The organism is Amycolatopsis coloradensis (genome assembly GCF_001953865.1).
Classification (GTDB): Bacteria; Actinomycetota; Actinomycetes; order Mycobacteriales; family Pseudonocardiaceae; genus Amycolatopsis; species Amycolatopsis coloradensis.
The window spans coordinates 123738-145320 of record NZ_MQUQ01000002.1 but is presented as its reverse complement, the minus strand read 5'-3'; the positions used below and the strand labels follow the sequence as shown (position 1 = coordinate 145320).

Sequence of the window (21583 nt, the reverse complement as noted above, 5' to 3'; positions counted from 1 at the left end):
GGTGTGCGTAGCCGTGTCCCCACTCGGCTTTCGTGCGCCTTCCACCTGCATCAGAGAGAACTGAGGAGTACCCACACCCGTGGCCGTCAAGATCAAGCTGCAGCGTCTCGGCAAGATCCGTGCGCCGTACTACCGCATCATCGTCGCCGACGCGCGTACCCGCCGTGATGGCAAGGCCATCGAGACGATCGGCAAGTACCACCCGAAGGAAGAGCCCAGCTTCATCGAGGTCGACACCGAGCGGGCCCAGCACTGGCTGTCCGTCGGTGCCCAGCCGACCGAGCCGGTCCAGCGCATCCTCGAGATCACCGGTGACTGGCAGAAGTTCAAGGGCCTGCCGGGCGCCGAGGGCACCCTGAAGGTCGCCGAGCCGAAGCCGTCGAAGCAGGACCTGTTCAACGCCGCGCTCGCCGCGGCCGGTGACGCCCCGTCGACCGAGGCCACCACGCCGAAGAAGAAGTCCGCCCCGAAGAAGGCCGAAGCCGACAAGGCCGAGGCCGCCGAGGGTGACAAGGCCGAGGCGTGAGCTTCCTCGCTGACTCCCTCGAGCACCTGGTGCGCGGGATCGTCGACAACCCGGACGAGGTCCGGGTCGAGCTGCTGACCACTCGCCGTGGTCGCACGCTCGAGGTGCACGTGCACCCCGACGATCTCGGCAAGGTGATCGGCCGGGGCGGCCGCACGGCGACCGCCCTGCGCACCGTCATGGGTGGGATCGGTGGCCGCGGCGTCCGCGTGGACGTCGTCGACACCGATCGCTGACCAGGGACCATAACGGGATGGATGTCGTAGTAGGCCGGATCGCCAAGGCGCACGGAATCCGCGGGGAACTCGCGGTGGACGTGCGCACGGACTCGCCGGAACAGCGGTTCGCGGTCGGTTCGGCCGTCACGACGAAGCTGCGTGACGGCAGCAGCAGAAACCTCACCATCGCAGCCGCCCGCGAACACAGCGGGCGGCTGCTGGTGCGTTTCGAAGAGGTGCTGACCAGGGACGTCGCGGAGACCCTTCGCGGCGCTTTGCTGATCGCGGACACCTCGACGCTGCCGCCGACCGAAGACCCCGACGAGTTCTACGATCACGAACTCGAAGGCCTGCGGGCCGAACTCGCCGACGGCACACTCGTCGGCAAGGTGCTCGAAATCGTGCACTCGCCGGCGGGAGAGCTGCTGTCGATCGAGCACGACGGACGTGAGGTGCTGGTGCCGTTCGTGAAGGCGATCGTCCCGGCGGTCGACGTCGCGGGCGGCCGCGTGGTCCTCGACCCGCCGGAAGGCTTGCTGGACGCCTGATGCGCCTCGACGTCGTCACGATCTTCCCCGAATACCTCGACCCGCTCCGCGCCGCGCTGCTCGGACGCGCGATCGACCGCGGCCTCATCGAGGTCGGCGTGCACGACCTGCGGAACTGGACGCACGACGTCCACCGCGCGGTGGACGACGCGCCGTACGGTGGCGGGCCCGGCATGGTGATGAAACCGCAGATCTGGGGCCCCGCCCTGGACGAAGTCTGCGGCGAGAACACCCGCCTCGTGGTCCCGACCCCCGCCGGACGGCCCTTCACCCAGGCCATGGCCCACCAGTACGCCGCCGAGGAGCACCTGGTGTTCGCGTGCGGCCGCTACGAGGGCATCGACCAGCGGGTGATCGACGACGCCGCGCGGCGGATGCCCGTGGACGAGGTCTCGATCGGCGACTACGTACTGGTCGGTGGCGAGGCCGCGGTGCTGGTGATGGTCGAGGCCGTCGTCCGGCTGCTGCCCGGCGTGCTCGGGAACTCGCGCTCCGCCGAGGAGGACTCGTTCTCCGACGGCCTCCTCGAAGGCCCCAGCTACACGCGGCCCGAGGTGTGGCGGGAGCTGCCCGTGCCGGACGTCCTGCGCTCGGGCAACCACGCGCTGATCGACCGCTGGCGCCGCGACCAGGCACTGGAGCGCACCGTGCGGCGCAGGCCGGAACTGATCGGCCTGCTGCCGGAAGACAGTCTCGACAAGCACGATCTCAAGGTCCTCGAACGGTTGGACGAGGGCGCCGACGAGGCCGGTTCGAACACCTGAGGCCCGGTCTGCAATACTTGACAGGTTGGCGTGAGTGGACGCGCGAAACTTGATTGGTGCGGTAAGCACGAATTAAGGCCGCGAGGTTCGCCGGAACGCCATCAGCCCCCGGGTAGGTCGCAGTGCAGACATTACTGCGCGCCCTGCTGTACGTAAGCCATACGAAGACGAGGACGGACCACCGATGAACACCCTGGACGCGCTGGACGCGCAGTCACTGCGTTCCGACATCCCGGACTTCCGACCGGGCGACACGCTCAAGGTTCACGTCCGCGTCATCGAGGGCAACCGCGAGCGTAACCAGATCTTCCAGGGCGTCGTGCTGCGTCGTCAGGGCGGCGGCATCCGCGAGACCTTCACGGTCCGCAAGGTGTCGTTCGGCATCGGCGTGGAGCGCACCTTCCCGGTGCACTCGCCGAACATCGCCGAGGTCGAGGTCTTCAAGCGCGGCGACGTCCGCCGAGCGAAGCTGTACTACCTCCGCGAGCTGCGCGGCAAGGCCGCCAAGATCAAGGAACGCCGCGAAAACCGCGAGACGACCTCCGCCAAGTAGGTAGCCACACGGTTACAGGTAACCTGGCGTCGTGGTCGAACCCGTGTCCCAGAACACGTCCGAAGACGAGCCCGATCGCCCCGAAGAGGAGCGCCCCACCAGGGCCTCCCGACGGGGCCGATCCGGCTCCAAGAAATTCGGCAAGGTCAACAAGAAGCGGTCGTTCTGGAAGGAACTGCCGATCCTGATCGTCGTGGCGCTCGTGCTGACGATCTTGATCCAGCAGTTCCTCGCCAAGGTCTACATGATCCCCTCGGGATCCATGGAGACCACCTTGCACGGCTGCAGCGGGTGCACGGGCGACCGGATCCTGGTCGACCGGATCACGTATGACTTCACCGATCCCGGCCCTGGCGACGTGGTGGTCTTCAAGGGACCGCCCGCGTGGGCCGGCGAGTTCGAGACGCCGGAGTCCGGCAACATCTTCGTCAGCGGCTTCCGCGCGCTGGGATCGCTGATCGGGTTCGCGCCGCCGGACGAGCGCGACTTCGTCAAGCGGATCATCGCGGTCGGTGGCCAGACGGTGCAGTGCTGTGACGACAACCGTGTGGTCGTGGACGGCAAGGCGCTCGACGAGCCGTACATCCATTGGGAAGAGGGCACTGGGACCACCCAGAAGACCTTCGACCCGATCAAGGTGCCCGCCGGATACGTCTACGTGATGGGCGACAACCGCAACAACTCCAGCGACTCCCGGTTCCAGGGTGGCGGCGGAGTGAACGGCGCCGTCCCGGTCGACAACATCATCGGCAAGGCACGGGTCATCGTGCTCCCGCCCGGCCGCTGGGGTGGGGTTTCGGACCACAATCCGCAGGCGAACGCGCAGCCACTGGCGCTCGGCGCGCCTGCCTGGCAGCAGGGGCTTCCCCTGGGCGCCGGCATCGCCGCGGCGTGGCCGGTGGTCTTCCTCGGCAGGCGGATGTCGTCCGGAGTGCGCAAGGCGGTCGACCGGAGGCGGTAAGGCCTTGAGAGTTCCTGTACCGCTCACACCGGCCGAACCGCTTCGGCCGCCGCGGGCAGTGGTGCGTGGTGACCTCTTCTGGGGGTTGCAGAGTGCGCTGGACCGGCGAGGCCTCGGGCCCGTCGCCGGAGTCGACGAGGCAGGGCGCGGCGCTTGCGCCGGCCCGCTCGTCGTGGCCGCGTGCGTCCTGCGTTCCGGTGACGCCGCCCGGTTGCCCGAACTCACCGACTCCAAAGTGCTCACGGCCAAGGCCCGTGATCGTGTCTACGACCGGGTGGTCCAGCGTGCGCTGGACTACTCGGTCATCGTCATCCCGGCCGCCGAGGTCGATCTGTTCGGCATCCACGTCATGAACCTCGAAGGCATGCGACGCGCCGTCTCGGCGCTGCGAAGCACACCGGGCTACGTCCTGACCGACGGATTCCGCGTCTCCGGGCTGCCCGCCCCGAGCGTGCCGGTGATCAAGGGTGACAAGGCCGTCGCGTGCGTGGCGGCGGCATCCGTGCTGGCCAAGGTCACGCGGGACCGGATCATGGGCGACCTGCACGACGTCCACCCGCATTACGGCTTCGACGTGCACAAGGGCTACAGCACCACCGAGCACAGCGCGGCGCTGAAGACACACGGTCCGAGCCCGGTGCATCGCTGGTCGTACGCGAATGTGGCCACCGCGGCCGCCGCGCACCGGGCCCGGCCGCCTCATCCGGTGGTGTTGACCGTCGCGGCGCTGGAAAACCCAAGCGTGCCGATACGTGCCCTCGGCCCGTACGTGGGTGACAATGAACGCTCCGCCGCTGGAGTATCAGCAGAATCGCGAGGAGGGGCGCGGATTTCATGAGCGCAGAGGATCTCGAGAAGTACGAGACCGAGATGGAGCTCTCGCTTTACCGCGAGTATCGCGACATAGTCGGCCAGTTCTCGTACGTGGTGGAGACCGAGCGGCGGTTCTATCTGGCCAACGCCGTCGACGTGCAGGTGCGTGACGGTGGCGGTGAGGTGTACTTCGAGGTCCGCATGTCCGACGCGTGGGTCTGGGATATGTACCGGCCCGCCAGGTTCGTCAAGCACGTCCGGGTCATCACGTTCAAGGATGTCAACGTCGAGGAACTCGACAAGCCGGATCTCCGGTTGCCCGAGGACGGTCCGTTCTCCGGCTGATCTTCCCGAGTACAGGAAGGCCCCCGTCACGGTGACGGGGGCTTTCTTGTACCTGCGGGCGCCTAGCACGGGGTGCCGACATTTTCCTCTCGGCGGGTCCGGACGCGCCCGAACCATCCACAACACCCCAGTTGTCCACAGGCCGGGGAAATGAGCCTGTTCGGCGCCTGATCACCCTGGCAGCGTTGATCACATACGCACTGTGACGATCGCAGAGGGGGATCGAGATGATGAGCACGGCCGAACAGCCGTCCGCCGGGGCGCCGCACATCGAGCTGGGGCGATGGGGAGAAGAACTCGCGGTCCGGCAGCTGGAGAAGACGGGTTACGTCGTCCTGAGCCGTAACTGGCGTTGCCGCGACGGTGAACTGGACCTCGTCGCGACCGACCGGAAACGCCTCGTCTTCTGTGAGGTGAAAACGAGGGCTGGGCTGGGCTTCGGCACGCCGGCCGAGGCGGTGACCCCGGACAAGGCGGACCGTATCCGCCGTCTCGCGCATCAGTGGCAGCGAGCGTTCATGCTCCGCTGGTGCCCGGTCCGCTACGACATCATCGCGATCCTCGCCCAGCCCGGAATGCCGCCGCTGGTGCGGCATATCAAGGCGGCGTTCTGAATGGCGCTGGCGAAGGCCTGGTCCGTCGCGTTGCTTGGCGTCGACGGCAGGATGATCGAGATAGAGGCCGACATCGGCGGCGGTGCGCCGAGGGTGACGATGGTCGGGCTGCCCGACGCCGGGCTGAAGGAGGCCAAGGACAGGGTCCGTTCCGCCGTCCGCAATTCACGGCAGACATGGCCGGACGAAAGGGTGATCCTCGGTCTGTCCCCGGCGAACCTGCCGAAGGTGGGGTCCGGCTACGACCTGGGCATCGCGGCGGCGGTTTTGGCCGCGACGGGGTCGGTTCCGGCCACGAAGCTGCTCCACACGGTGCTGCTCGGAGAACTCGCCCTCGACGGCAGGGTGCGCGCGGTGCGCGGGGTCCTGCCGGGACTGCTGGCGGCGCGCAACGCCGGGTGTCGGCGGGCGGTCGTCCCCGCCGAGTCGTTGTTCGAAGCCGCTCTCGTGGACGGTCTCGAAGTCGGCGGCGTAGCCCGGCTGAGTGATTTCGTGGACTGGCTCAAAGGCGAAGGCGAACTCACCCGGCCGCAACCGGCCGTCGTTCAGAATCCCCCGAGGGTCCCCGATCTCGCCGACGTCGTGGGTCAGCCGGAAGCGCGGTGGGCGCTGGAGGTGGCCGCCGCGGGTGGGCATCACCTGCTCATGACCGGACCTCCGGGCGTGGGGAAGACGATGCTCGCGAAACGCCTTCCCGGACTCCTCCCGAGACTGACGGCCGAAGAGTCGTTGCAGGTCACCGCGGTCCACTCGATCGACGGTTCGCTCTCCCCGGCCGCGCCGCTGGTCACCGTGCCGCCGTTCGTGGCACCCCATCATTCGATCAGCGTGCCTGCCCTGATCGGTGGCGGCAGCGGCCTGGCCGTGCCCGGCGCCATCAGCCGGGCGCATCGGGGGATCCTGTTCCTCGACGAGGTCTGCGAGTTCGGCCCGGAGCGGCTGGAGTCGCTGCGCACGGTGCTCGAAGAGGGCGAGGTGCGGATCACGAGGGTCAGGGGCGCCGTCCGCTACCCGGCGCGTTTCCAGCTGATATTGGCGACCAATCCTTGTCCTTGTGCTCCGACGAAAGACGCCGACTGCACGTGTTCGGCAACCGCGCGGAGGCGATACTGGGGCCGCTTGTCCGGTCCGTTACTCGATCGGGTGGATTTACGGGTCCGGCTACGGCCGCTTTCCGCGCTCAGCGCGCACCTGAGCGAGCCGCCCGAAGCTTCGGCGACCGTCCGGGAACGCGTGCTGGAGGCTCGCGAACGGGCCGGGAAACGCTGGGCGGACCATGGCTGGCCGACGAACGCGGAGGTGCCCGGCCCGGCACTGCGCCGTGAATTCGCGCTTCCCGCGCAGGTCACAGCGTTGCTGGATCGCGCGCTGGAACGGGGTTCGATCACCGCTCGCGGCGCGGACCGATGCCTTCGCATCGCTTGGACGCTCTCCGATTTGAAGGGTGCCGAGAGGCCGGAAGCGGACGAGGTCGCGGCGGCGCTGAACTTCCGGGAGAGGTCGTCCGGATGAGTGAACTAGAGGCTGAACGAATCGCGCGGTCGTACCTGCTCCGCGTGGCCGAGCCACCGGCACCCGCCTTGGCCGTTTTCGTCGGTGAACACGGTCCGGTGGCCGCCGCGGAACGAGTGCGGCGTGCCGACTGCCCGCCGAAGGTGCGGGACGAGACGGCCGCGCGACGGGCCCACGACTACGCCGAGCGGGATCTGGAACGGGCGGCCGCCGCCGAGACCAGGCTCGTCATCCCGGAAGACGACGAATGGCCTGCTTGGCCGTTGCTCTCACTGGCCATCGCCCAGGGCAGGGGCGTCTCCGGGATGGCACCTCCGCAGGCGCTGTGGGTACGCGGTCCCGCCAAGCTCGACGCGGCGGTGGACCAGGCGATCGCGATCGTCGGCGCCCGGGCGGCGACCGGGTACGGCGAGCACCACGCGGCCGAGCTGGGCTATCACCTGGCGAGCCGGGGGATCCCGGTGTTCTCTGGGGCGGCGTACGGCATCGACGGCGCGGCTCACCGGGGTGCGCTGAGCGCGGAGGGCACTACGGTCGCCCTGCTCGGCTGTGGGATCGACGCCGGTTACCCGGCGCAGCACACGACCCTGTTGCGCACCATCGCGAAAACCGGTGCCGTGGTCAGCGAATACCCGCCGGGCACCTCGCCCGCGAGGCATCGCTTCCTCGTCCGGAACAGGCTCATCGCGGCGCTCACCGAGGGAACCGTCGTGGTCGAGGCCGGCAGGCGCAGCGGTGCGCGGAACACCGCCGGGACGGCCGGAGCGCTCGGCAAGGTCGTGATGGCGATGCCGGGACCGGTGTCGTCGGGGATGTCCGCTGGCTGCCACGCGCTGATCCGCGAAGGCGAGGCCACGCTGGTGACCTCCGTCGACGAGATCCTCGAAACCGCCGGAAGGCTCGGTCAGCAGGCCGCGGATCCGTCGAAACCACGCCGTCGCACCGATCGGCTCGGCCCGGAGGCGCTGCGAGTGCACGACGCGCTTTCGGAACGGTCGGCGAAACCCGAGGAACGGATCGCGGCCGAGTCCGGCATCCCGGTCGAGCGCGTCCGCGCGCTCCTGCCCGAACTGGAACTCGACGACTTCGCGGAAAGGAGTGACACAGGGTGGCGAAGACGGACTGCCAAGACCTGACTGGCCTACCCCTGAGACGCCAACCCGGCACGATCCGACCACGGACACCGCAACAGGGTGCGGCGATACTTGACCATCCGCCGCACATCGCGCAGCGTGATCGGCATGCCGTCGACCGAAGGTCCCCACGGCACGGGAAAACGCGCCCGCAGGCCCGATCTGCGTGCCGCCCGTGCCGCGCTGCCGGAGCCTGTCCGGAAGCTGATCGACGACTACGAGCGGCACCTTTCCCTGGAACGCGGGCTGTCCGCGCACACGGTGCGTGCCTATCTCGGCGATGTCGTGTCGCTGACCGGCTTCGTGGACGGGAACGGCGGCAGGCTCGAAGACCTGGACATCGGGACGCTGCGCGGCTGGCTCGCGCGTCAACGCGAGGAAGGGGCCAGCCGGACGACCCTGGCCAGGCGGGCGGCGGCGGCCCGCACCTTCACCGCGTGGGCACACCGGGGTGGCGCGCTCGCGTCCGATCCGGGCGGGCGACTGGTGGCGCCACGCGCACACCGCAAGCTTCCCGGGGTCCTCCGGGCGGAGCAGGCGAGCGAGGTCATGCGCTTTTCAGCCGCCGGTGCCGAACAGCGGGACCCGGTCGCTTTGCGGGACAGTGCCATCGTGGAACTGCTCTACGCGACCGGAGTGCGGGTGTCCGAACTGTGCGGGCTGGACGTGGGCGACGTCGACTTCTCCCGCCGGGTCGTGCTCGTGCTGGGCAAGGGCGGCAAGGAACGCGTCGTGCCGTTCGGCGTCCCCGCCGAAGCGGCCTTGCGGGTGTGGCTCGAGGAGGGCAGGGGAAGGCTCGCCGTTGAAGCGAAGGGACCGGCGGAAGCCGCGCTCTTCCTGGGGGCGCGAGGCGGCAGGCTCGATCCGCGGGCCGCCCGCCGGGTGGTCCATGACGCCGTCGGCTCAGTGCCGGGCGCGAACGACATGGGCCCGCACGGACTGAGGCATTCGGCGGCCACCCATCTGCTCGAAGGCGGCGCCGATCTTCGGAGCGTTCAGGAACTGCTTGGTCACGCTACGCTGGCTACGACGCAGCTCTACACTCATGTGACCGTCGATCGGCTGAAGGCGATCCACGACCGCGCGCACCCCCGGGCCCGATGATGCCGGGGAGGACTCGGCAGGTGACCCGGCGGCCCGAACCGGCGGCGCACGCGCATCCGCACGAGCACGGAGACCACTCTGAGTCGCATGGTGAGAACGGCGGTCCGATGACCGCCGACCCACATGTCACCGAGACCGCCGGGAAACACCGTCCCGGCGGTGCCGGTCCTGCCGTCGCGCCCGAATCGCGGACGGGCTACGAGGTGGACGCCGGGATTCAGGCGTTGTGGCGTCAGTTCACCGAGTCGCCGGACCAGATGGTGCGCGACCGGCTGGTGCTGCACTACGCCCCGCTCGTCAAGTACGTCGCGGGCCGGGTCGGCACCGGCCTGCCGACCCACGTCGACGTGGGCGACCTGATCCAGTCCGGGATCTTCGGCCTTGTCGACGCGATCGAGAAGTTCGAACCGGCCAGGGGCCTGCGATTCGAGACCTACGCCATGCAGCGCATCCGCGGCGCGATCCTCGACGATCTTCGCTCCCAGGACTGGGTGCCCCGTGCGGTGCGCAGCAAGGCCCGCGAGGCCGAACGCGCGCTGGAACGCCTCGGCGCCCGGCTGAACCGCACGCCGACCGACGCCGAACTGGCGGCCGAACTCGAAATCAGTGTCGATGACCTGCGCGAGTTCTACGGCCAGCTGCAGCTGACCAGCGTCATCGCGCTGGAAGACCTGGTCGCCGCCGGCAAGGACAGCGGCTCGCTGGTCGACACCCTGCCCGACGACGGCGCCGTCGACCCGGTGGCCGTCCTGGTCGACCAGGACAACCGCCGCCAGCTGGCGCAGGCGATCGCGCAGCTCACCGAACGCGACCGGATCGTGGTCGGCCTCTACTACTTCGAGAGCCTGACGCTCGCCGAGATCGGCAAGGTCCTCGGCGTCACCGAGTCGCGGGTCAGCCAGTTGCACACCCGCGCGGTCATGCGGCTGCGCGCGAAACTCGTCGAGACGGCCTGACCTCCCGCGTCACCGAGCGACGCCCCAGGCGTGATCAGCCGCGGACCTCGCGTGCCCGGACCCCGCACTCGCGTGCCGGAGGCGGATCTCGCGTGCTTGGAGACCGCACTCGCGTGATCAGGCACCGCACACGCGAGTGCGCCTTCCGGTCACGTGAGTGCGGGGTTCGGGCCCGCGAGTTCGGTCTTCGAGCACGTGAGTGCGGTGCTTGATCACGCGAGTCACGCCCTCCGGCACGACCGCGAGCCCGGCGAACGGGCCGGTCACCGAGGTCGTCACCTACGCCTGGTCTCCTTCCCACGGTTTGAGGCGGATCTCGGAGGGTTCGCCGATCAGCGCGAGTGGATCGACGTACTCCTCTCCCCGCCGGACACCGAAATGCAGGCAAGCCGTCTCCGGGCAGCCCGGATGGCCGGCGGCGACCGTTCCGAGCACCTGGCCCCGATGGACCTGATCACCCGCGGTGACGGTCGGGGCGAGAGGTTGGTAAGTGGTGCGCAAGCCTCCTTCGTGATCGATCGAAACCACGCCGTGGCCCGCCACCTGGCCGGCGAACATCACCACTCCCTCGGCGGCCGCGAGGACGTTCGTGCCCGGTGCGGCGGTGAGGTCGACCCCGCGGTGGCCGGGGCCGTACGGCGTCGACGGCGGCTCGAAGTACCTGGTGACGCTGGGTGCCGGTGAGAGCGGCCAGGAGAGCCTTCCTTGCGGCGAAGGCGAGCCTCTGGCCGTTCCCGGGGCGGCGGTGGAAGTCAGGATCACGAGCACGGCCGCGAGGACCGCGACGCGCGGCAGGCGCCTCGGCCGCCCGGGACGGCGGTGCCTGCCGCCGATCCGGTCGATCGCGAAGGAATGCCTGGTGACAGGGCGGGAACAGGTCGTCAACGTCATGTGTTCCAGCCTGGGGGACCGGCGTGGCGAGCGGGACGCGCCGAGGGAATCTGTGGATAACCGAGGCGGTTGTGGACAACCGCTCTCAGCAGGGGCTGCCGGTGCGGTAGACGGTGACGACAGGGAGTAGACTCTTTTGCGCGGTCCGCGGCAGCGGACTGACTTCGCGTGCACGTGCGCGCTCCCGATGGCCGATCTCCTCACGGAGGGTCAGGACAGCCGGGAGCACACGGCCCGGCGGTCCCAGGAGTCACTTCACTTCCGGGTCCGGGCCCGAGCATCTGCACCAGGGCGACCGGCCACCCGGCCGAGAGCGACGAACCGAGCAAGCGCGGTCCCGGCGGAGCCGGGCGCGCACGACACAGAAGAGGTTGATTCCGGCAATGGCCGTCGTCACCATGAAGCAGCTGCTCGACAGCGGCGTGCACTTCGGGCACCAGACTCGTCGGTGGAACCCGAAGATGAAGCGCTACATCTTCACCGAGCGCAATGGCATCTACATCATCGACCTGCAGCAGACGCTGACCTACATCGACCGTGCGTTCGAGTTCATCAAGGAAACCGTCGCGCACGGCGGCACCATCATGTTCGTCGGCACCAAGAAGCAGGCGCAGGAAGCGATCGCCTCCGAGGCCTCGCGCGTGGGCATGCCCTACGTGAACCAGCGCTGGCTCGGCGGCATGCTGACCAACTTCCAGACGGTGCACAAGCGTCTTCTCCGCCTGAAGGAGCTCGAGTCGCAGGAGCAGACCGGCGGCTTCGCCGGCCTGACCAAGCGCGAAATCCTCACGCTCACCCGTGAGAAGGACAAGCTCGAGAAGACCCTCGGCGGTATCCGCGACATGGCCAAGGTGCCGAGCATCGTGTGGATCGTCGACACGAAGAAGGAGCACATCGCCGTCGGCGAGGCTCGCAAGCTGAACATCCCGGTCGTCGCGATCCTCGACACCAACTGCGACCCGGACGAGGTCGACTACCCGATTCCGGGTAACGACGACGCGATCCGTTCGGCCGCGCTGCTGACCAAGGTTGTGGCCGAGGCCGCCGCCGCCGGTCTGATGGCCCGCTCCAGCCGCAACGGTGCCTCCGCCGACACCAAGCCCGAGCCGGGTGTCGTCGCCACGGACGAGCCGCTGGCCGAGTGGGAGAAGGAGCTGCTCGCCGGTTCCGAGACCGCCGCCGCGGACGCCAAGGAAGCCGTCGCCGCGACCGAGGCCGCCACCGAGACCCCGGTCGAAGCCCCGGCCGAGCAGGCCACCGCCTCCTCCTGATCCACCTCGCTCGTGGGGCCGCCTCCGGGCGGCCCCACGAGTACCTCTCCCGAAGACTTCTCGTACCTGAAAAGGACGGACAACGCACGATGGCGAATTACACCGCCGCAGATGTGAAGCGCCTCCGCGAACTGACCGGCGCCGGCATGATGAACTGCAAGAAGGCGCTGGAGGAGACCGACGGCGACTTCGACAAGGCCGTCGAGTTCCTGCGCATCAAGGGTGCCAAGGACGTCGGCAAGCGCGCCGAGCGCGCCACCGCCGAGGGCCTCGTCGCCGGCCAGGACGGCGTGCTGATCGAACTCGACTCCGAGACCGACTTCGTCGCGAAGAACGAGGACTTCCAGGCCCTCGCCGCGAAGATCGTCGAGGTCGCCAAGGCCGAGAAGACGAACGACGTCGAGAAGCTGAAGGCCGCCTCGCTCGACGGCAAGACCGTCGACGAGACCGTCCAGGAAATGGCCGCCCGCATCGGCGAGAAGCTCGAGCTTCGCCGCGTCGCCGCCTACGAGGGCACCACCGCCACCTACCTGCACCGTCGCGGTGCGGACCTTCCGCCCGCCGTCGGCGTGCTCATCGAGTACACCGGTGAGGGCGAAGCCGCCGCCGAGGCCGCTCGGGGCGCCGCCATGCAGGTCGCCGCGCTGAAGGCCAAGTACCTCACCCGCGAAGAGGTCCCGGTCGAGATCGTCGAGAACGAGCGCCGCGTCGCCGAGGCGACCGCCCGTGAAGAGGGCAAGCCGGAGCAGGCCATGCCCAAGATCATCGAGGGCAAGGTCAACTCCTACTACAAGGACAACGTCCTGCTCGAGCAGCCGTCGGTCAAGGACAACAAGAAGACCGTCAAGGCCCTGCTCGACGAGGCCGGCGTGACCGTGAGCCGGTTCGCCCGGTTCGAGGTCGGCCAGGCCTGATCCAGGCGCGGAACACAAGAGTCACCACTGTGCCCCGTCTCCGTCCATCGGGGACGGGGCACAGTCGGGTTCGGAGCATTAGGGAGGGCGACATGGGTGTCCGGGTCGAAGGCGGATACCGGCGGGTGCTGCTGAAGCTGGGCGGCGAGATGTTCGGCGGTGGTTCCATCGGGGTTGATCCGGATGTGGTGCACTCGGTCGCTCAGCAGATCGCCGACGTCGCGCGCACGGGCGTGCAGATCGCCGTCGTGATCGGCGGCGGCAACTACTTCCGCGGCGCGGAACTGTCACAGCGCGGCATGGACCGGGACCGCGCGGACTACATGGCGATGCTCGGCACCGTCATGAACTGCCTGGCGTTGCAGGACTTCCTCGAGAAGGAAGGCCTGCCGACCCGTGTGCAGACCGCCATCACCATGGGGCAGGTCGCCGAGCCGTACATCCCGCGCCGCGCCGAGCGTCACCTGGAGAAGGGCCGCGTCGTCATCTTCGGCGCCGGGGTCGGCATGCCGTACTTCTCGACCGACACCGCCGCCGCGCAGCGCGCGCTCGAACTCGGCTGCGAAGCCGTCTTGATGGCGAAGGCCGTTGACGGCGTCTACACCGCGGACCCGAAGAGCGACCCGACCGCCGAGATGTTCCACGAGATCAGCCACCGCGAAGTGCTGGAACGGGACCTCAAGGTCGCCGACGCCACCGCGTTCAGCCTGTGCATGGACAACAACATGCCGATCATCGTGTTCAATCTCCTCACCGAGGGGAACATCGCTCGTGCGGTCAGTGGTGAGAGGATCGGCACCCTGGTCGACACCCCGGCCGACGGGGTGCTCGCGTAGTCCTGCTCTGCTCTTCGCAACCGGTACGAATACACAACAACGGGAGTTGCCGTGATCGACGAGACCCTCCTCGACGCCGAGGAGAAGATGGAAAAAGCGGTGTCCGTCGCCAAGGAGGACTTGTCGTCGGTGCGCACCGGCCGGGCCCACCCCGGGATGTTCTCGCGCGTTGTCGTCGACTACTACGGCGCGCCGACCCCGCTGAACCAGCTGGCGGGTGTCAACATCCCCGAGGCCCGGATGGCGTTGATCAAGCCTTACGACCAGACCTCGCTCAACGCCATCGAGAAGGCGATCCGCGAGTCGGACCTCGGCGTCAACCCGAGCAACGACGGCAACGTGATCCGTATCGTCATCCCGCAGCTCACCGAAGAGCGTCGCAAGGAGATGGTGAAGGTCGCCAAGGCCAAGGGTGAGGACGCCCGGGTCTCGATCCGCAGCGTCCGCCGCAAGGCCAAGGAAGAGCTGGACCGGATCAAGAAGGACGGCGAGGCGGGCGAGGACGAGGTCGTCCACGCCGAGAAGGAACTCCAGAACCTCACCGACTCCTACTCGCACAAGGTCGACGAGCTGGTGAAACACAAGGAAGCCGAGTTGCTCGAGGTCTGATGAGCCAGGTGAGCGAGGAACGCGAGGACCGGGTGGACGCCCCGGAACCGGTTCCGGCAGAGAAGCCGGAACCGGTACAGAAGGTTTCCCGCGCCGGCCGTAACCTGCCCGCCGCGATCGGGGTCGGATTGCTGCTGGGCGCGGCGATCGTCACGTCCCTGCTCACCGTGCGCTTTCTGTTCATCGGCATCATCGCGATCGCCATCGCGGTCGGCACGATCGAGCTGGCCGGGGCGCTGAAACGGGCCGCGGGCATCCGGATCGCGCTGGTCCCGGTGCTCGTCGGCGGCCAGGCGATGATCTGGCTGGCCTGGCCGTTCGGCCGCGAAGGCGCGTTGACGGCGTTCGTGCTGACGGTGCTCGTCTGCCTGCTCTGGCGGTTGCCCGGCGGCGCGGACGGCTATCTGCGCGACATCAGCGCGTCCGTTTTCGCCGCCGCGTACATCCCGCTTTTCGGTGCCTTCGCCGCGATGCTCGTCCCGCCCGGCGACGGTGTCGGCCGCGTGCTGGCGTTCATGATCGGCGTCGTCGCTTCGGACACCGGTGGTTACATCGCCGGCGTGCTGGGCGGCAAGCATCCGATGGCGCCCAGCATCAGCCCGAAGAAGACGTGGGAAGGCTTCGCCGGTTCGCTCGTGGCCGGTGTGGTCGCCGGAGCGCTGACGCTGAGCCTGCTGCTCGACGGCCACGCCTGGCAGGGGGTGCTGTTCGGCGCGGCGATCGTCTGCACCGCGACCCTCGGCGATCTCGTCGAGTCGCTGATCAAGCGGGACCTCGGGGTCAAGGACATGGGGAACATGCTGCCCGGGCACGGCGGCCTGATGGACCGCCTCGATTCACTGCTCCCGTCGGCCGTCGTCTCCTGGTTGCTGCTCTCGGCGTTCGTCCCCGTTTAGCCGAAACCCATGTGACAAGTTCGGGGCGCTGCGCCAAGGTCGGAGTATGCGAACTCAAAGGATGAGTAAGCGACTTCTGACCCTGGCACTGAGCCTGCTGACGCTCGGTGCCCTGACGACCTCCGTGGCGGAGGCGGGCGAAGGCCCGGTCGTCCGTACGGATTCCGGGCCCGTTCGCGGGGTGAGTACCGGCGAATACCGGAGTTTCCAAGGCATTCCGTTCGCCGCGCCACCGGTCGGCGATCTGCGCTGGGCGCCACCGAAGAGGCCCGAACCGTGGACCGCCGTGCGGGACGCGCGCAAACCCGGGCCTCGATGCGCGCAGGGTCCTGGGCTCGGATCGGCACCCAGTGACAACGAGGATTGCCTGTATCTCAACGTGATCAGCCCGGCCAAACCGACGCACAAACCGCGTCCGGTGATGGTCTGGGTCCACGGCGGCGGCTTCACCTCCGGTGCCGGCAGTGACTACGACTTCCAGCGCATGGCCCTCGGCGGAGACGTTGTCGTCGTGAGCGTCAACTACCGCTTGGGTGTGTTCGGCTTCTTCGGCCACCCGGAACTCGGATACGACTCCGGTGTCTTCGGCCTCCAGGACCAGCAGGCCGCGCTTCGCTGGGTACAGCGCAACGCCCGCGCTTTCGGGGGAGATCCCCGGAACGTCACGCTGTTCGGTGAGTCCGCCGGCGCGATGAGCACCTGCGCCCAGCTGGCCTCCCCGTCGGCCGCCGGGCTGTTCCACCGCGCGATCATCCAGAGCGGTCCATGCACTCTGACCTGGCCTGACGGCGGATTCTTCCCCGGTGTGCCCGCGGGATCGCCCTATCTGCCCCGCGCCGACGTCGAGGCCATGGGAGTCGACGCCGCGAAGGAGCTGGGTTGTGCCGACGTCGCCTGTCTGCGGCGGCTTCCGGTGAAGGAGCTGGCGAACCAGCCGCTCGGGGCGCCCGCGTTCGACACCGGCCTGCTGCCCGAGCATCCGGCCACCGCGCTGAAGAAAGGGCATTTCGCCCGCGTCCCGGTGCTGACCGGGATCACCAGGGACGAGGCGAGGCTGTTCGTCGCCCTGTATCCCGGCCAGCCGTTCACCGAAGCGCATTACCAAGAACTGCTGCGCACCGCCTTCAAGGACAAGGCGCCGCTCGTCGCCGCCCGATACCCGTCGGCGAAGCACGGCAGCCCGGCGATGGCGTACGCGGACGCCATGACCGACCGGATCTGGGGGTGTCCTCAGGTGGGCACCGAGCGTTTGCTGAGCGCCCGCACCCGGACGTTCGGATACGAATTCGCCGACCGGAACGCTCCCGCGCTCGTACCTGCTCCGGAGGGAATGCGCCTCGGCGCTTCCCATGGGTCCGAATTAGCATATTTGTCTGATTTAACCGGTTTCCCGGCGGAATTGAAGCCCGAGCAGAAGAAGCTCGGGGAGCAGATGATTCGGTACTGGACCCGGTTCGCGCGGACCGGCAATCCGAACGGCGAAGAACTGCCGAAGTGGCGCCCCGCGCCGAAAACGCAGTCGCTCGCGCCGGGCGGGATCGGTCCGGTCGACCTCGCGGCCGTGCACGACTGCGGGTTCTGGGCCGGTCTCTGACACCGGGAGCCGGGGTGACGCGGTCACCCCGGCTCTTCGGCTCAGTCGTCGTACGGATCGTCGACTTCGGCGCGGCCCCAGCCCTCGGTGGCCCGGGAGTGGTCGATCACGGCGAACACTGAACCGTCCGGGTCGGCGAGGATCGCCATCCGGCCGTACGGGGTGTCGTAGGGCTGGACCACGACGGCACCGCCGAGCATCAAGGCCTGCCCCGCCGCGGCGTCCGCGCCACGAGCCGGGTCCAGTTCGAGGTAGACCATCCAGTGTGGGGGCGTGTCCGGCCGGTATTCCGTGCCCATCACATACCGGTACAGCACCGGTTCGTGCTCGATGAGCCATTCGGCGTAGTCGAGCGAGGTGCCGTCACCGATCTGGTGGCTGGTGTAGTCGAAAAGGCGGCAGTAGAAGTGATCCGCCGCCGCGCCGTCGTGGGTGTTGAGATCCGCGCCGCTGAAGGTGTTGGGCACACCGGTCGCGAACTCCCAGGTGTCCGGCGGTTCCCAGAAGACGACGTGCGCGCCGCACGCGTCGACGGCGTGGATGATGTTGCCGCGGTGGGGAATCGCCATCGGCCCGAGGGTGACCCGGCCACCGAGGCTGTCCACCCATTCGGCGGCCGCGGCCACCTGTGGCACGGAGATGTGGACACTCCAGCCGGATGGCCCTTCCGCGCCCGAGCGGTACAGACCACCGACCGGGACACCGTTCAGTGTCGCGATCGAGTACCGGCCGGTCGGCGTCGCCGGGTCACGCTGGACGGTGTACTCCCAGTCGAAAAGTCCGCCGTAGAAAGCTTGTACGGCCGCTTCGTCTCTGCACGCGAGTTCGATCCAGCACGGGATTCCTGACGGGATGACGGAAGTGTGAGCGGCCGAGCCAAGCGACATGCGGTTCTCCCTTACCGGTGGGAGTAAAGTCTAGTCGCTATCCGCATTGTTTCCGTCAAGTTTTCGACCCGGATGGCCAGGAACCCGGCCAGGTTCCGCGTCGTTGGAGTTTCCGTGCGCTGGTTTCCCCGAGCTGTCTCCTCCTTCCGCCGCGGTGGCGAGGAAGTGCTGCCGAGTCCGAACATTTGGTACTACCAAAAGGCCTACGAGGTCGAGAACCGCGCGCAGGACGTCGATGACGAGATCTGGCGGGTGCTCGCCGGGCGCCGCGACTGGTCCGGGGCGGACGTGCTCGACCTCGGCTGTGGTGACGGATTCCACTTGCCGCGCTTCGCGGAGACGGCGCGGTCGGTGCTCGGGATCGAACCCCATGAGCCCCTCGTCCGTGACGCGCGACGCCGCGTCGGGGAACTGCCGAACGTCGAAGTGCGACAGGGCCGTGCGCAGCGACTTCCCGTGCCGGACGAGGCTTTCGACGTCGTCCACGCGCGCACCGCGTACTTCTTCGGCCCCGGCTGTGAGCCCGGCCTCCGCGAGGCGGAGCGGGTGCTGCGGCCCGGCGGGACGTTGATGATCGTGGATCTCGACGTGGCGACCGAACCCTACGGACGCTGGATGCGACTGGATTTGCCGCATTACGATCCGCCCGGCGTCGAGAAGTTCTTCGCCCGTCAGGGATTCGACTGCCGCAAGGTGATGACGCGGTGGCTGTTCGAGGACGCCGCCGCGATGGAAGCGGTGCTGAAGATCGAGTTCAGCGCTCCGGTCGCGGCGAAGGCGATCGCGGAGGTCCGGCGCCTCAACGAGGTTTCGTCAGGCGCCGGGGAGAACCGGATGACGCTGCCGGTGGGCTATCGCGTGCATACGCGCACCAAGCCCACCGGCCTCGTCGTGCCAGGTCACTCCGTGTCCTCGGCGGATGCCTCGTCCGGAGCGGTGGCGTCGTCCGCCTCGCCCAGGATGCCGTAGATCGTCCGGCGTGCCTCGTTGAGCACGTCGACGGCGCGGGACTGCTGTGCCTCGCTGCCGGCGTGCATGACCTGCATGACCGCGGCGGCCAGGGTCGCCCCCGCCTTGCGCAGGTTCACCTCGACCGGGTCGACGTCGTGGGCGATCTGCTCCCACGGCGGGACGGCGTCCTGCTGTTCGGCCGCGGCGCGGCCGGATTCGGTGAGTTCGAACAGTTTCTTGCCGCTCTCGTCCTTACTGATCACCAGGCCTTCGTCGGCCAGCATCTGCAGGGTCGGGTAGACCGAGCCGGGGCTCGGCTTCCAGAAGCCGCCGCTGCGCTCGCCGATTTCGCGGATGATCTCGTAACCGTGCCTCGGCTGCTCGGAAAGCAGCGCCAGGATCGCGGCGCGGACGTCACCGCGCTTGCCGCGCCGTCCGCCGGGACCACCGCGGCGGCCGTGCCGATGACGGTGTCCAGGCCCGCCGGGGCCACCGGGGCCACCGGGGCCACCGGGGCCAGGGGGGAAGTCGCCGAAGCCGCCGCGAGCCCACGGCCCGAAGGCGGGTCGGCCGTGTTCTGGAGGTAAAGGTCGTCCTCGCATGCTGTGAATCCTCTCTACGTACTGTTCCGATACGCTTACGATATATCGGAAACGGTCGTACGGCAACCCGCTTCGCGTGAAGTGGGTCTCATACGAGGTCAGACGCAGGGAAGAGGGATGACGTTGAGGTCCCGCTCGGCGAGCCTCCGTGCCCGCCAGCCCAGCGTCACGGCGGCGTTGGCGATCCTCCCGCCGCCCCACGACGGGAGACCGGCGGGGAAGGGTGACACGAGACCCGGAACCAGCGTGTGGGCGACGTGGAATCCGGCGGCCGCGACGTCACAGGTCGTCAGGTCGACGCCGACCACCTCGAAACCGCGGGCTTCGACGCGGTCCTGATACGCCTTGAGCCGCCGTTCACCGAGCGACGGCAGACCTTCCCAAGACCGGTCCGGCAGGTCGCGCACCCACGGGGTCACTCGCTTTCCCGCCCGGGGATCGAGGTAGATCTGGTGCTGGCAAAGGAGATCGGTGACGTCGGCGAAGTCGTCGCGATAGGAGTCGAGGTAGCGCCGGTCCGGCCGGTACGGCTTGAGGTCGCCGCACTCCTGGCGCAGGGCGGGAAGTTCGCGCTCGTTGTCGAGGGCGCGGCAGGTGTGGTGCGACTCGAACCCGTCGGCGAGTGCCGCCTTCGCGGCGTCGAGGGTGTCGGGCCGGGCGGAGAAGCCGATGGACAGCCAGCGCGTCACGCGATCGAACACCGCCGCGGCGACCACCGGGACATCGAATTCGTTGTCGAGGGGGATGAGGGTGATTTCGTGGCCCTCCGCGGTGTCCGCGATGAGCGTCCGGATCTCCTCGGGGATCGAGAGCCGGGGCAGCCGTGGGGCGTTGGCCCACCAGAGCGTGGCGGTGTCCCGTGCGAGGACGCTTTCGAGGCCGGAGGTGATGGCCTGTTCCTCGGTGGTCCCGCTGGCCAAGCCCGAGTTCAGCGGGTCGGCGAAGCGGGCTTCTCCCGGCTGCCGTTCGTTCGAGACCAGGAACGCCGGCACCCAGACGGATTCTCCGGTGCTGTGGGAAAAGCCTTCCACCCACGAGCATTCCGTGTCCGGGGTCAGGGGCGCGAACGGGAAGCCAGGGGACTGGTACTGCGCGGCCGAATAGAGATGGAGGCGGCGTGGGTCGAGTGCCGGAACGCCGTAGCGCGCGAGTTGAGCGTAGCTGCCGAAGCGCACTTCGCGCTCCGGAACCAGCCAGCTTCCGCAGTACCGTTCGACGGCTTTGCCAAGGGCTGACTGCCGGGCGAGGTCGTAGTCGTGCCACGCGACGCCGAGGGCCCTGCGCTCGTTGGGCCAGTTCGTGACGCGGCGCATGTCCGCGACGTCCACGGCGCAGACGCGCAAGCGAGCGGGCAGGCCAGGGGCGGCCGGAAGTTCGCGTACGGCGGTCACGATCCCCGTCCGGTCGTCCACGAGCAGGTCCGGATCGGTCACCGCGGGCACGGGCCGGACGCGATCGGGGACGGGAAGGACCGGGCGGCGGATTTCCGAGAGGTCCGCCGGGTCCAGTTCGATCTCGCCCGCGGTGATGGCGGATCGCCCACCGGAAAGCCAGCGTTCGAGGTGGACGGCGAGGTTCGCCAGCACCCAGCGGAGGTCGCCGGGACGCAGTGGCGCCGAGTCGCCGGGCAACGGGCCCCGGGCGGCGGAACGGCGGCGGGCGACGACGTCGGCGAAGTCGATTCCACCGGGCGTGATCGCGGGCCCGGCGATCATCCGGCCGTCTTCCCGGCGCAGTGGTAACCAGCGTGCCCCGCTCCTGGCGCACCACGCGTCCAACTCGGTCAGTTCGGCGTGGGCGGCGTGATCGAAGACCGCGAGGACGACGGTGTCCTCGGGAACCGCTTCGGGCGGATCGTGGAAGACGGCGACGCTCGCGTAGCCGCTGTCGGCGAGGATTCCCGTCAGCGGCTCGGTGAGCGCGGGCGAGCCGGTGAGGAGAACCGAGGTCATGGGCAACCCCATCGTGTACAGGCGACGGAACGGTTTCCTGCTCCAGTCTCGGCCGCGGCGTGAAGTTCGACGTCTCCTCGTATGCGATCCGCACGCCGTCGCGGGAAGAACGCATACGTGACCTGGGGAACAG

24 protein-coding genes are annotated in these 21583 nt (G+C 68.7%); 20 read left to right on the top strand and 4 right to left on the bottom strand.

Features of this window, described 5'->3' with window-relative positions; translation table 11 throughout:
* The first annotated feature begins 79 nt into the window (after nt 1-79).
* The 13 genes from rpsP to BS329_RS02500 all read left to right on the top strand — a co-directional run bounded on the left by rpsP (nt 80) and on the right by BS329_RS02500 (nt 10047).
* Entirely contained in the window at nt 80-526 is a 447-nt protein-coding gene (gene rpsP, locus BS329_RS02560) for a 30S ribosomal protein S16 (RefSeq protein ID WP_061984478.1), read from the top strand.
* On the top strand, nt 523-762 hold the full coding sequence (locus tag BS329_RS02555) for an RNA-binding protein (RefSeq protein WP_003103110.1): 240 nt from the start codon (nt 523-525) through the stop codon (nt 760-762). Before rpsP ends, BS329_RS02555 begins: the two co-directional genes overlap by 4 nt.
* 17 nt (nt 763-779) lie before the next feature.
* Complete coding sequence (gene rimM / locus BS329_RS02550; protein WP_020630592.1) at nt 780-1292, top strand: ribosome maturation factor RimM; 513 nt, start codon at nt 780-782, stop codon at nt 1290-1292.
* Nucleotides 1292-2056, top strand: a complete 765-nt coding sequence (trmD, locus tag BS329_RS02545) for a tRNA (guanosine(37)-N1)-methyltransferase TrmD (RefSeq protein ID WP_076155316.1) — start codon at nt 1292-1294, stop codon at nt 2054-2056. The genes rimM and trmD overlap by 1 nt, the downstream gene beginning before the upstream one ends.
* Before the next feature lie 184 nt (nt 2057-2240).
* Nucleotides 2241-2609, top strand: a complete 369-nt coding sequence (gene rplS / locus BS329_RS02540; RefSeq protein ID WP_005154717.1) for a 50S ribosomal protein L19 — start codon at nt 2241-2243, stop codon at nt 2607-2609.
* A 31-nt stretch (nt 2610-2640) separates the two neighbouring features.
* Complete coding sequence (gene lepB, locus BS329_RS02535; protein WP_076155315.1) at nt 2641-3570, top strand: signal peptidase I; 930 nt, start codon at nt 2641-2643, stop codon at nt 3568-3570.
* Between the two features lie 58 nt (nt 3571-3628).
* Nucleotides 3629-4408 (top strand): ribonuclease HII, encoded by a 780-nt coding sequence (locus tag BS329_RS02530; RefSeq protein ID WP_076155313.1) that lies wholly within the window; start codon nt 3629-3631, stop codon nt 4406-4408.
* On the top strand, nt 4405-4728 hold the full coding sequence (locus BS329_RS02525; protein ID WP_003096226.1) for a DUF2469 domain-containing protein: 324 nt from the start codon (nt 4405-4407) through the stop codon (nt 4726-4728). The genes BS329_RS02530 and BS329_RS02525 overlap by 4 nt, the downstream gene beginning before the upstream one ends.
* 227 nt (nt 4729-4955) lie before the next feature.
* Nucleotides 4956-5342, top strand: coding sequence for a YraN family protein (locus BS329_RS02520; protein ID WP_084749334.1), 387 nt, complete (start codon nt 4956-4958; stop codon nt 5340-5342).
* Nucleotides 5343-6854, top strand: coding sequence for a YifB family Mg chelatase-like AAA ATPase (locus BS329_RS02515; protein ID WP_076155310.1), 1512 nt, complete (start codon nt 5343-5345; stop codon nt 6852-6854).
* On the top strand, nt 6851-7990 hold the full coding sequence (dprA, locus tag BS329_RS02510; protein WP_076155309.1) for a DNA-processing protein DprA: 1140 nt from the start codon (nt 6851-6853) through the stop codon (nt 7988-7990). The genes BS329_RS02515 and dprA overlap by 4 nt, the downstream gene beginning before the upstream one ends.
* A gap of 105 nt (nt 7991-8095) precedes the next feature.
* Entirely contained in the window at nt 8096-9091 is a 996-nt protein-coding gene (locus BS329_RS02505) for a tyrosine recombinase XerC (RefSeq protein WP_076155639.1), read from the top strand.
* Between the two features lie 20 nt (nt 9092-9111).
* Nucleotides 9112-10047: a FliA/WhiG family RNA polymerase sigma factor gene (locus BS329_RS02500; protein WP_076155307.1), complete on the top strand. Its 936-nt coding sequence runs from the start codon at nt 9112-9114 to the stop codon at nt 10045-10047.
* A gap of 279 nt (nt 10048-10326) precedes the next feature.
* On the opposite strand, the gene BS329_RS02495 is transcribed toward BS329_RS02500, so the two are convergent.
* Nucleotides 10327-10938, bottom strand: a complete 612-nt coding sequence (locus tag BS329_RS02495; RefSeq protein ID WP_076155306.1) for a murein hydrolase activator EnvC family protein — start codon at nt 10936-10938, stop codon at nt 10327-10329.
* Nucleotides 10939-11321: 383 nt separating this feature from the next.
* On the opposite strand from BS329_RS02495, the gene rpsB reads away from it, so the two are divergent.
* From rpsB to BS329_RS02465, 6 genes are all read left to right on the top strand, one after another.
* Entirely contained in the window at nt 11322-12209 is an 888-nt protein-coding gene (rpsB, locus tag BS329_RS02490) for a 30S ribosomal protein S2 (protein WP_076155305.1), read from the top strand.
* An 89-nt stretch (nt 12210-12298) separates the two neighbouring features.
* The gene (gene tsf / locus BS329_RS02485; protein ID WP_076155303.1) at nt 12299-13123 is read left to right on the top strand and encodes a translation elongation factor Ts; all 825 of its coding nucleotides are present in this window, start codon (nt 12299-12301) and stop codon (nt 13121-13123) included.
* 92 nt (nt 13124-13215) lie between these two features.
* A complete protein-coding gene (pyrH, locus tag BS329_RS02480) occupies nt 13216-13959 on the top strand; it encodes a UMP kinase (RefSeq protein ID WP_076155301.1) in 744 nt (247 codons plus the stop codon).
* Nucleotides 13960-14010: 51 nt separating this feature from the next.
* Nucleotides 14011-14568, top strand: coding sequence for a ribosome recycling factor (frr, locus tag BS329_RS02475; protein ID WP_076155300.1), 558 nt, complete (start codon nt 14011-14013; stop codon nt 14566-14568).
* Nucleotides 14568-15464 (top strand): phosphatidate cytidylyltransferase, encoded by an 897-nt coding sequence (locus BS329_RS02470; RefSeq protein ID WP_076155299.1) that lies wholly within the window; start codon nt 14568-14570, stop codon nt 15462-15464. The genes frr and BS329_RS02470 overlap by 1 nt, the downstream gene beginning before the upstream one ends.
* 61 nt (nt 15465-15525) lie before the next feature.
* The gene (locus BS329_RS02465; protein WP_244197003.1) at nt 15526-17058 is read left to right on the top strand and encodes a carboxylesterase/lipase family protein; all 1533 of its coding nucleotides are present in this window, start codon (nt 15526-15528) and stop codon (nt 17056-17058) included.
* A 41-nt stretch (nt 17059-17099) separates the two neighbouring features.
* On the opposite strand, the gene BS329_RS02460 is transcribed toward BS329_RS02465, so the two are convergent.
* Nucleotides 17100-17945: a VOC family protein gene (locus BS329_RS02460; RefSeq protein WP_076155298.1), complete on the bottom strand. Its 846-nt coding sequence runs from the start codon at nt 17943-17945 to the stop codon at nt 17100-17102.
* Nucleotides 17946-18059: 114 nt separating this feature from the next.
* Here BS329_RS02460 and BS329_RS02455 point away from each other — a divergent pair, with 114 nt between their 5' ends.
* Entirely contained in the window at nt 18060-18914 is an 855-nt protein-coding gene (locus tag BS329_RS02455; RefSeq protein WP_076155296.1) for a class I SAM-dependent methyltransferase, read from the top strand.
* Here the strand turns inward: BS329_RS02455 and BS329_RS02450 are convergent.
* Together BS329_RS02450 and BS329_RS02445 are read right to left on the bottom strand one after the other, a co-directional pair.
* On the bottom strand, nt 18845-19498 hold the full coding sequence (locus tag BS329_RS02450; RefSeq protein ID WP_076155295.1) for a PadR family transcriptional regulator: 654 nt from the start codon (nt 19496-19498) through the stop codon (nt 18845-18847). The genes BS329_RS02455 and BS329_RS02450 overlap by 70 nt on opposite strands.
* Before the next feature lie 98 nt (nt 19499-19596).
* Nucleotides 19597-21450 (bottom strand): YcaO-like family protein, encoded by a 1854-nt coding sequence (locus BS329_RS02445; RefSeq protein ID WP_244197002.1) that lies wholly within the window; start codon nt 21448-21450, stop codon nt 19597-19599.
* Between the last annotated feature and the right edge of the window lie 133 nt (nt 21451-21583).

What these genes read in the sequence shown, in the direction of transcription:
- rpsB (WP_076155305.1), top strand. Translation starts at nt 11,322, where the DNA reads ATGGCCGTCGTCACCATGAAGCAGCTGCTCGACAGCGGCGTGCACTTC.
- BS329_RS02465 (WP_244197003.1), top strand. Translation starts at nt 15,526, where the DNA reads ATGAGTAAGCGACTTCTGACCCTGGCACTGAGCCTGCTGACGCTCGGT.
- BS329_RS02525 (WP_003096226.1), top strand. Translation starts at nt 4,405, where the DNA reads ATGAGCGCAGAGGATCTCGAGAAGTACGAGACCGAGATGGAGCTCTCG.
- pyrH (WP_076155301.1), top strand. Translation starts at nt 13,216, where the DNA reads ATGGGTGTCCGGGTCGAAGGCGGATACCGGCGGGTGCTGCTGAAGCTG.
- dprA (WP_076155309.1), top strand. Translation starts at nt 6,851, where the DNA reads ATGAGTGAACTAGAGGCTGAACGAATCGCGCGGTCGTACCTGCTCCGC.
- BS329_RS02470 (WP_076155299.1), top strand. Translation starts at nt 14,568, where the DNA reads ATGAGCCAGGTGAGCGAGGAACGCGAGGACCGGGTGGACGCCCCGGAA.
- BS329_RS02450 (WP_076155295.1), bottom strand. Translation starts at nt 19,498, where the DNA reads ATGCGAGGACGACCTTTACCTCCAGAACACGGCCGACCCGCCTTCGGG.
- BS329_RS02515 (WP_076155310.1), top strand. Translation starts at nt 5,343, where the DNA reads ATGGCGCTGGCGAAGGCCTGGTCCGTCGCGTTGCTTGGCGTCGACGGC.
- BS329_RS02460 (WP_076155298.1), bottom strand. Translation starts at nt 17,945, where the DNA reads ATGTCGCTTGGCTCGGCCGCTCACACTTCCGTCATCCCGTCAGGAATC.
- BS329_RS02445 (WP_244197002.1), bottom strand. Translation starts at nt 21,450, where the DNA reads ATGACCTCGGTTCTCCTCACCGGCTCGCCCGCGCTCACCGAGCCGCTG.
- rimM (WP_020630592.1), top strand. Translation starts at nt 780, where the DNA reads ATGGATGTCGTAGTAGGCCGGATCGCCAAGGCGCACGGAATCCGCGGG.
- BS329_RS02520 (WP_084749334.1), top strand. Translation starts at nt 4,956, where the DNA reads ATGATGAGCACGGCCGAACAGCCGTCCGCCGGGGCGCCGCACATCGAG.
- tsf (WP_076155303.1), top strand. Translation starts at nt 12,299, where the DNA reads ATGGCGAATTACACCGCCGCAGATGTGAAGCGCCTCCGCGAACTGACC.
- BS329_RS02505 (WP_076155639.1), top strand. Translation starts at nt 8,096, where the DNA reads ATGCCGTCGACCGAAGGTCCCCACGGCACGGGAAAACGCGCCCGCAGG.
- trmD (WP_076155316.1), top strand. Translation starts at nt 1,292, where the DNA reads ATGCGCCTCGACGTCGTCACGATCTTCCCCGAATACCTCGACCCGCTC.
- rplS (WP_005154717.1), top strand. Translation starts at nt 2,241, where the DNA reads ATGAACACCCTGGACGCGCTGGACGCGCAGTCACTGCGTTCCGACATC.
- BS329_RS02495 (WP_076155306.1), bottom strand. Translation starts at nt 10,938, where the DNA reads ATGACGTTGACGACCTGTTCCCGCCCTGTCACCAGGCATTCCTTCGCG.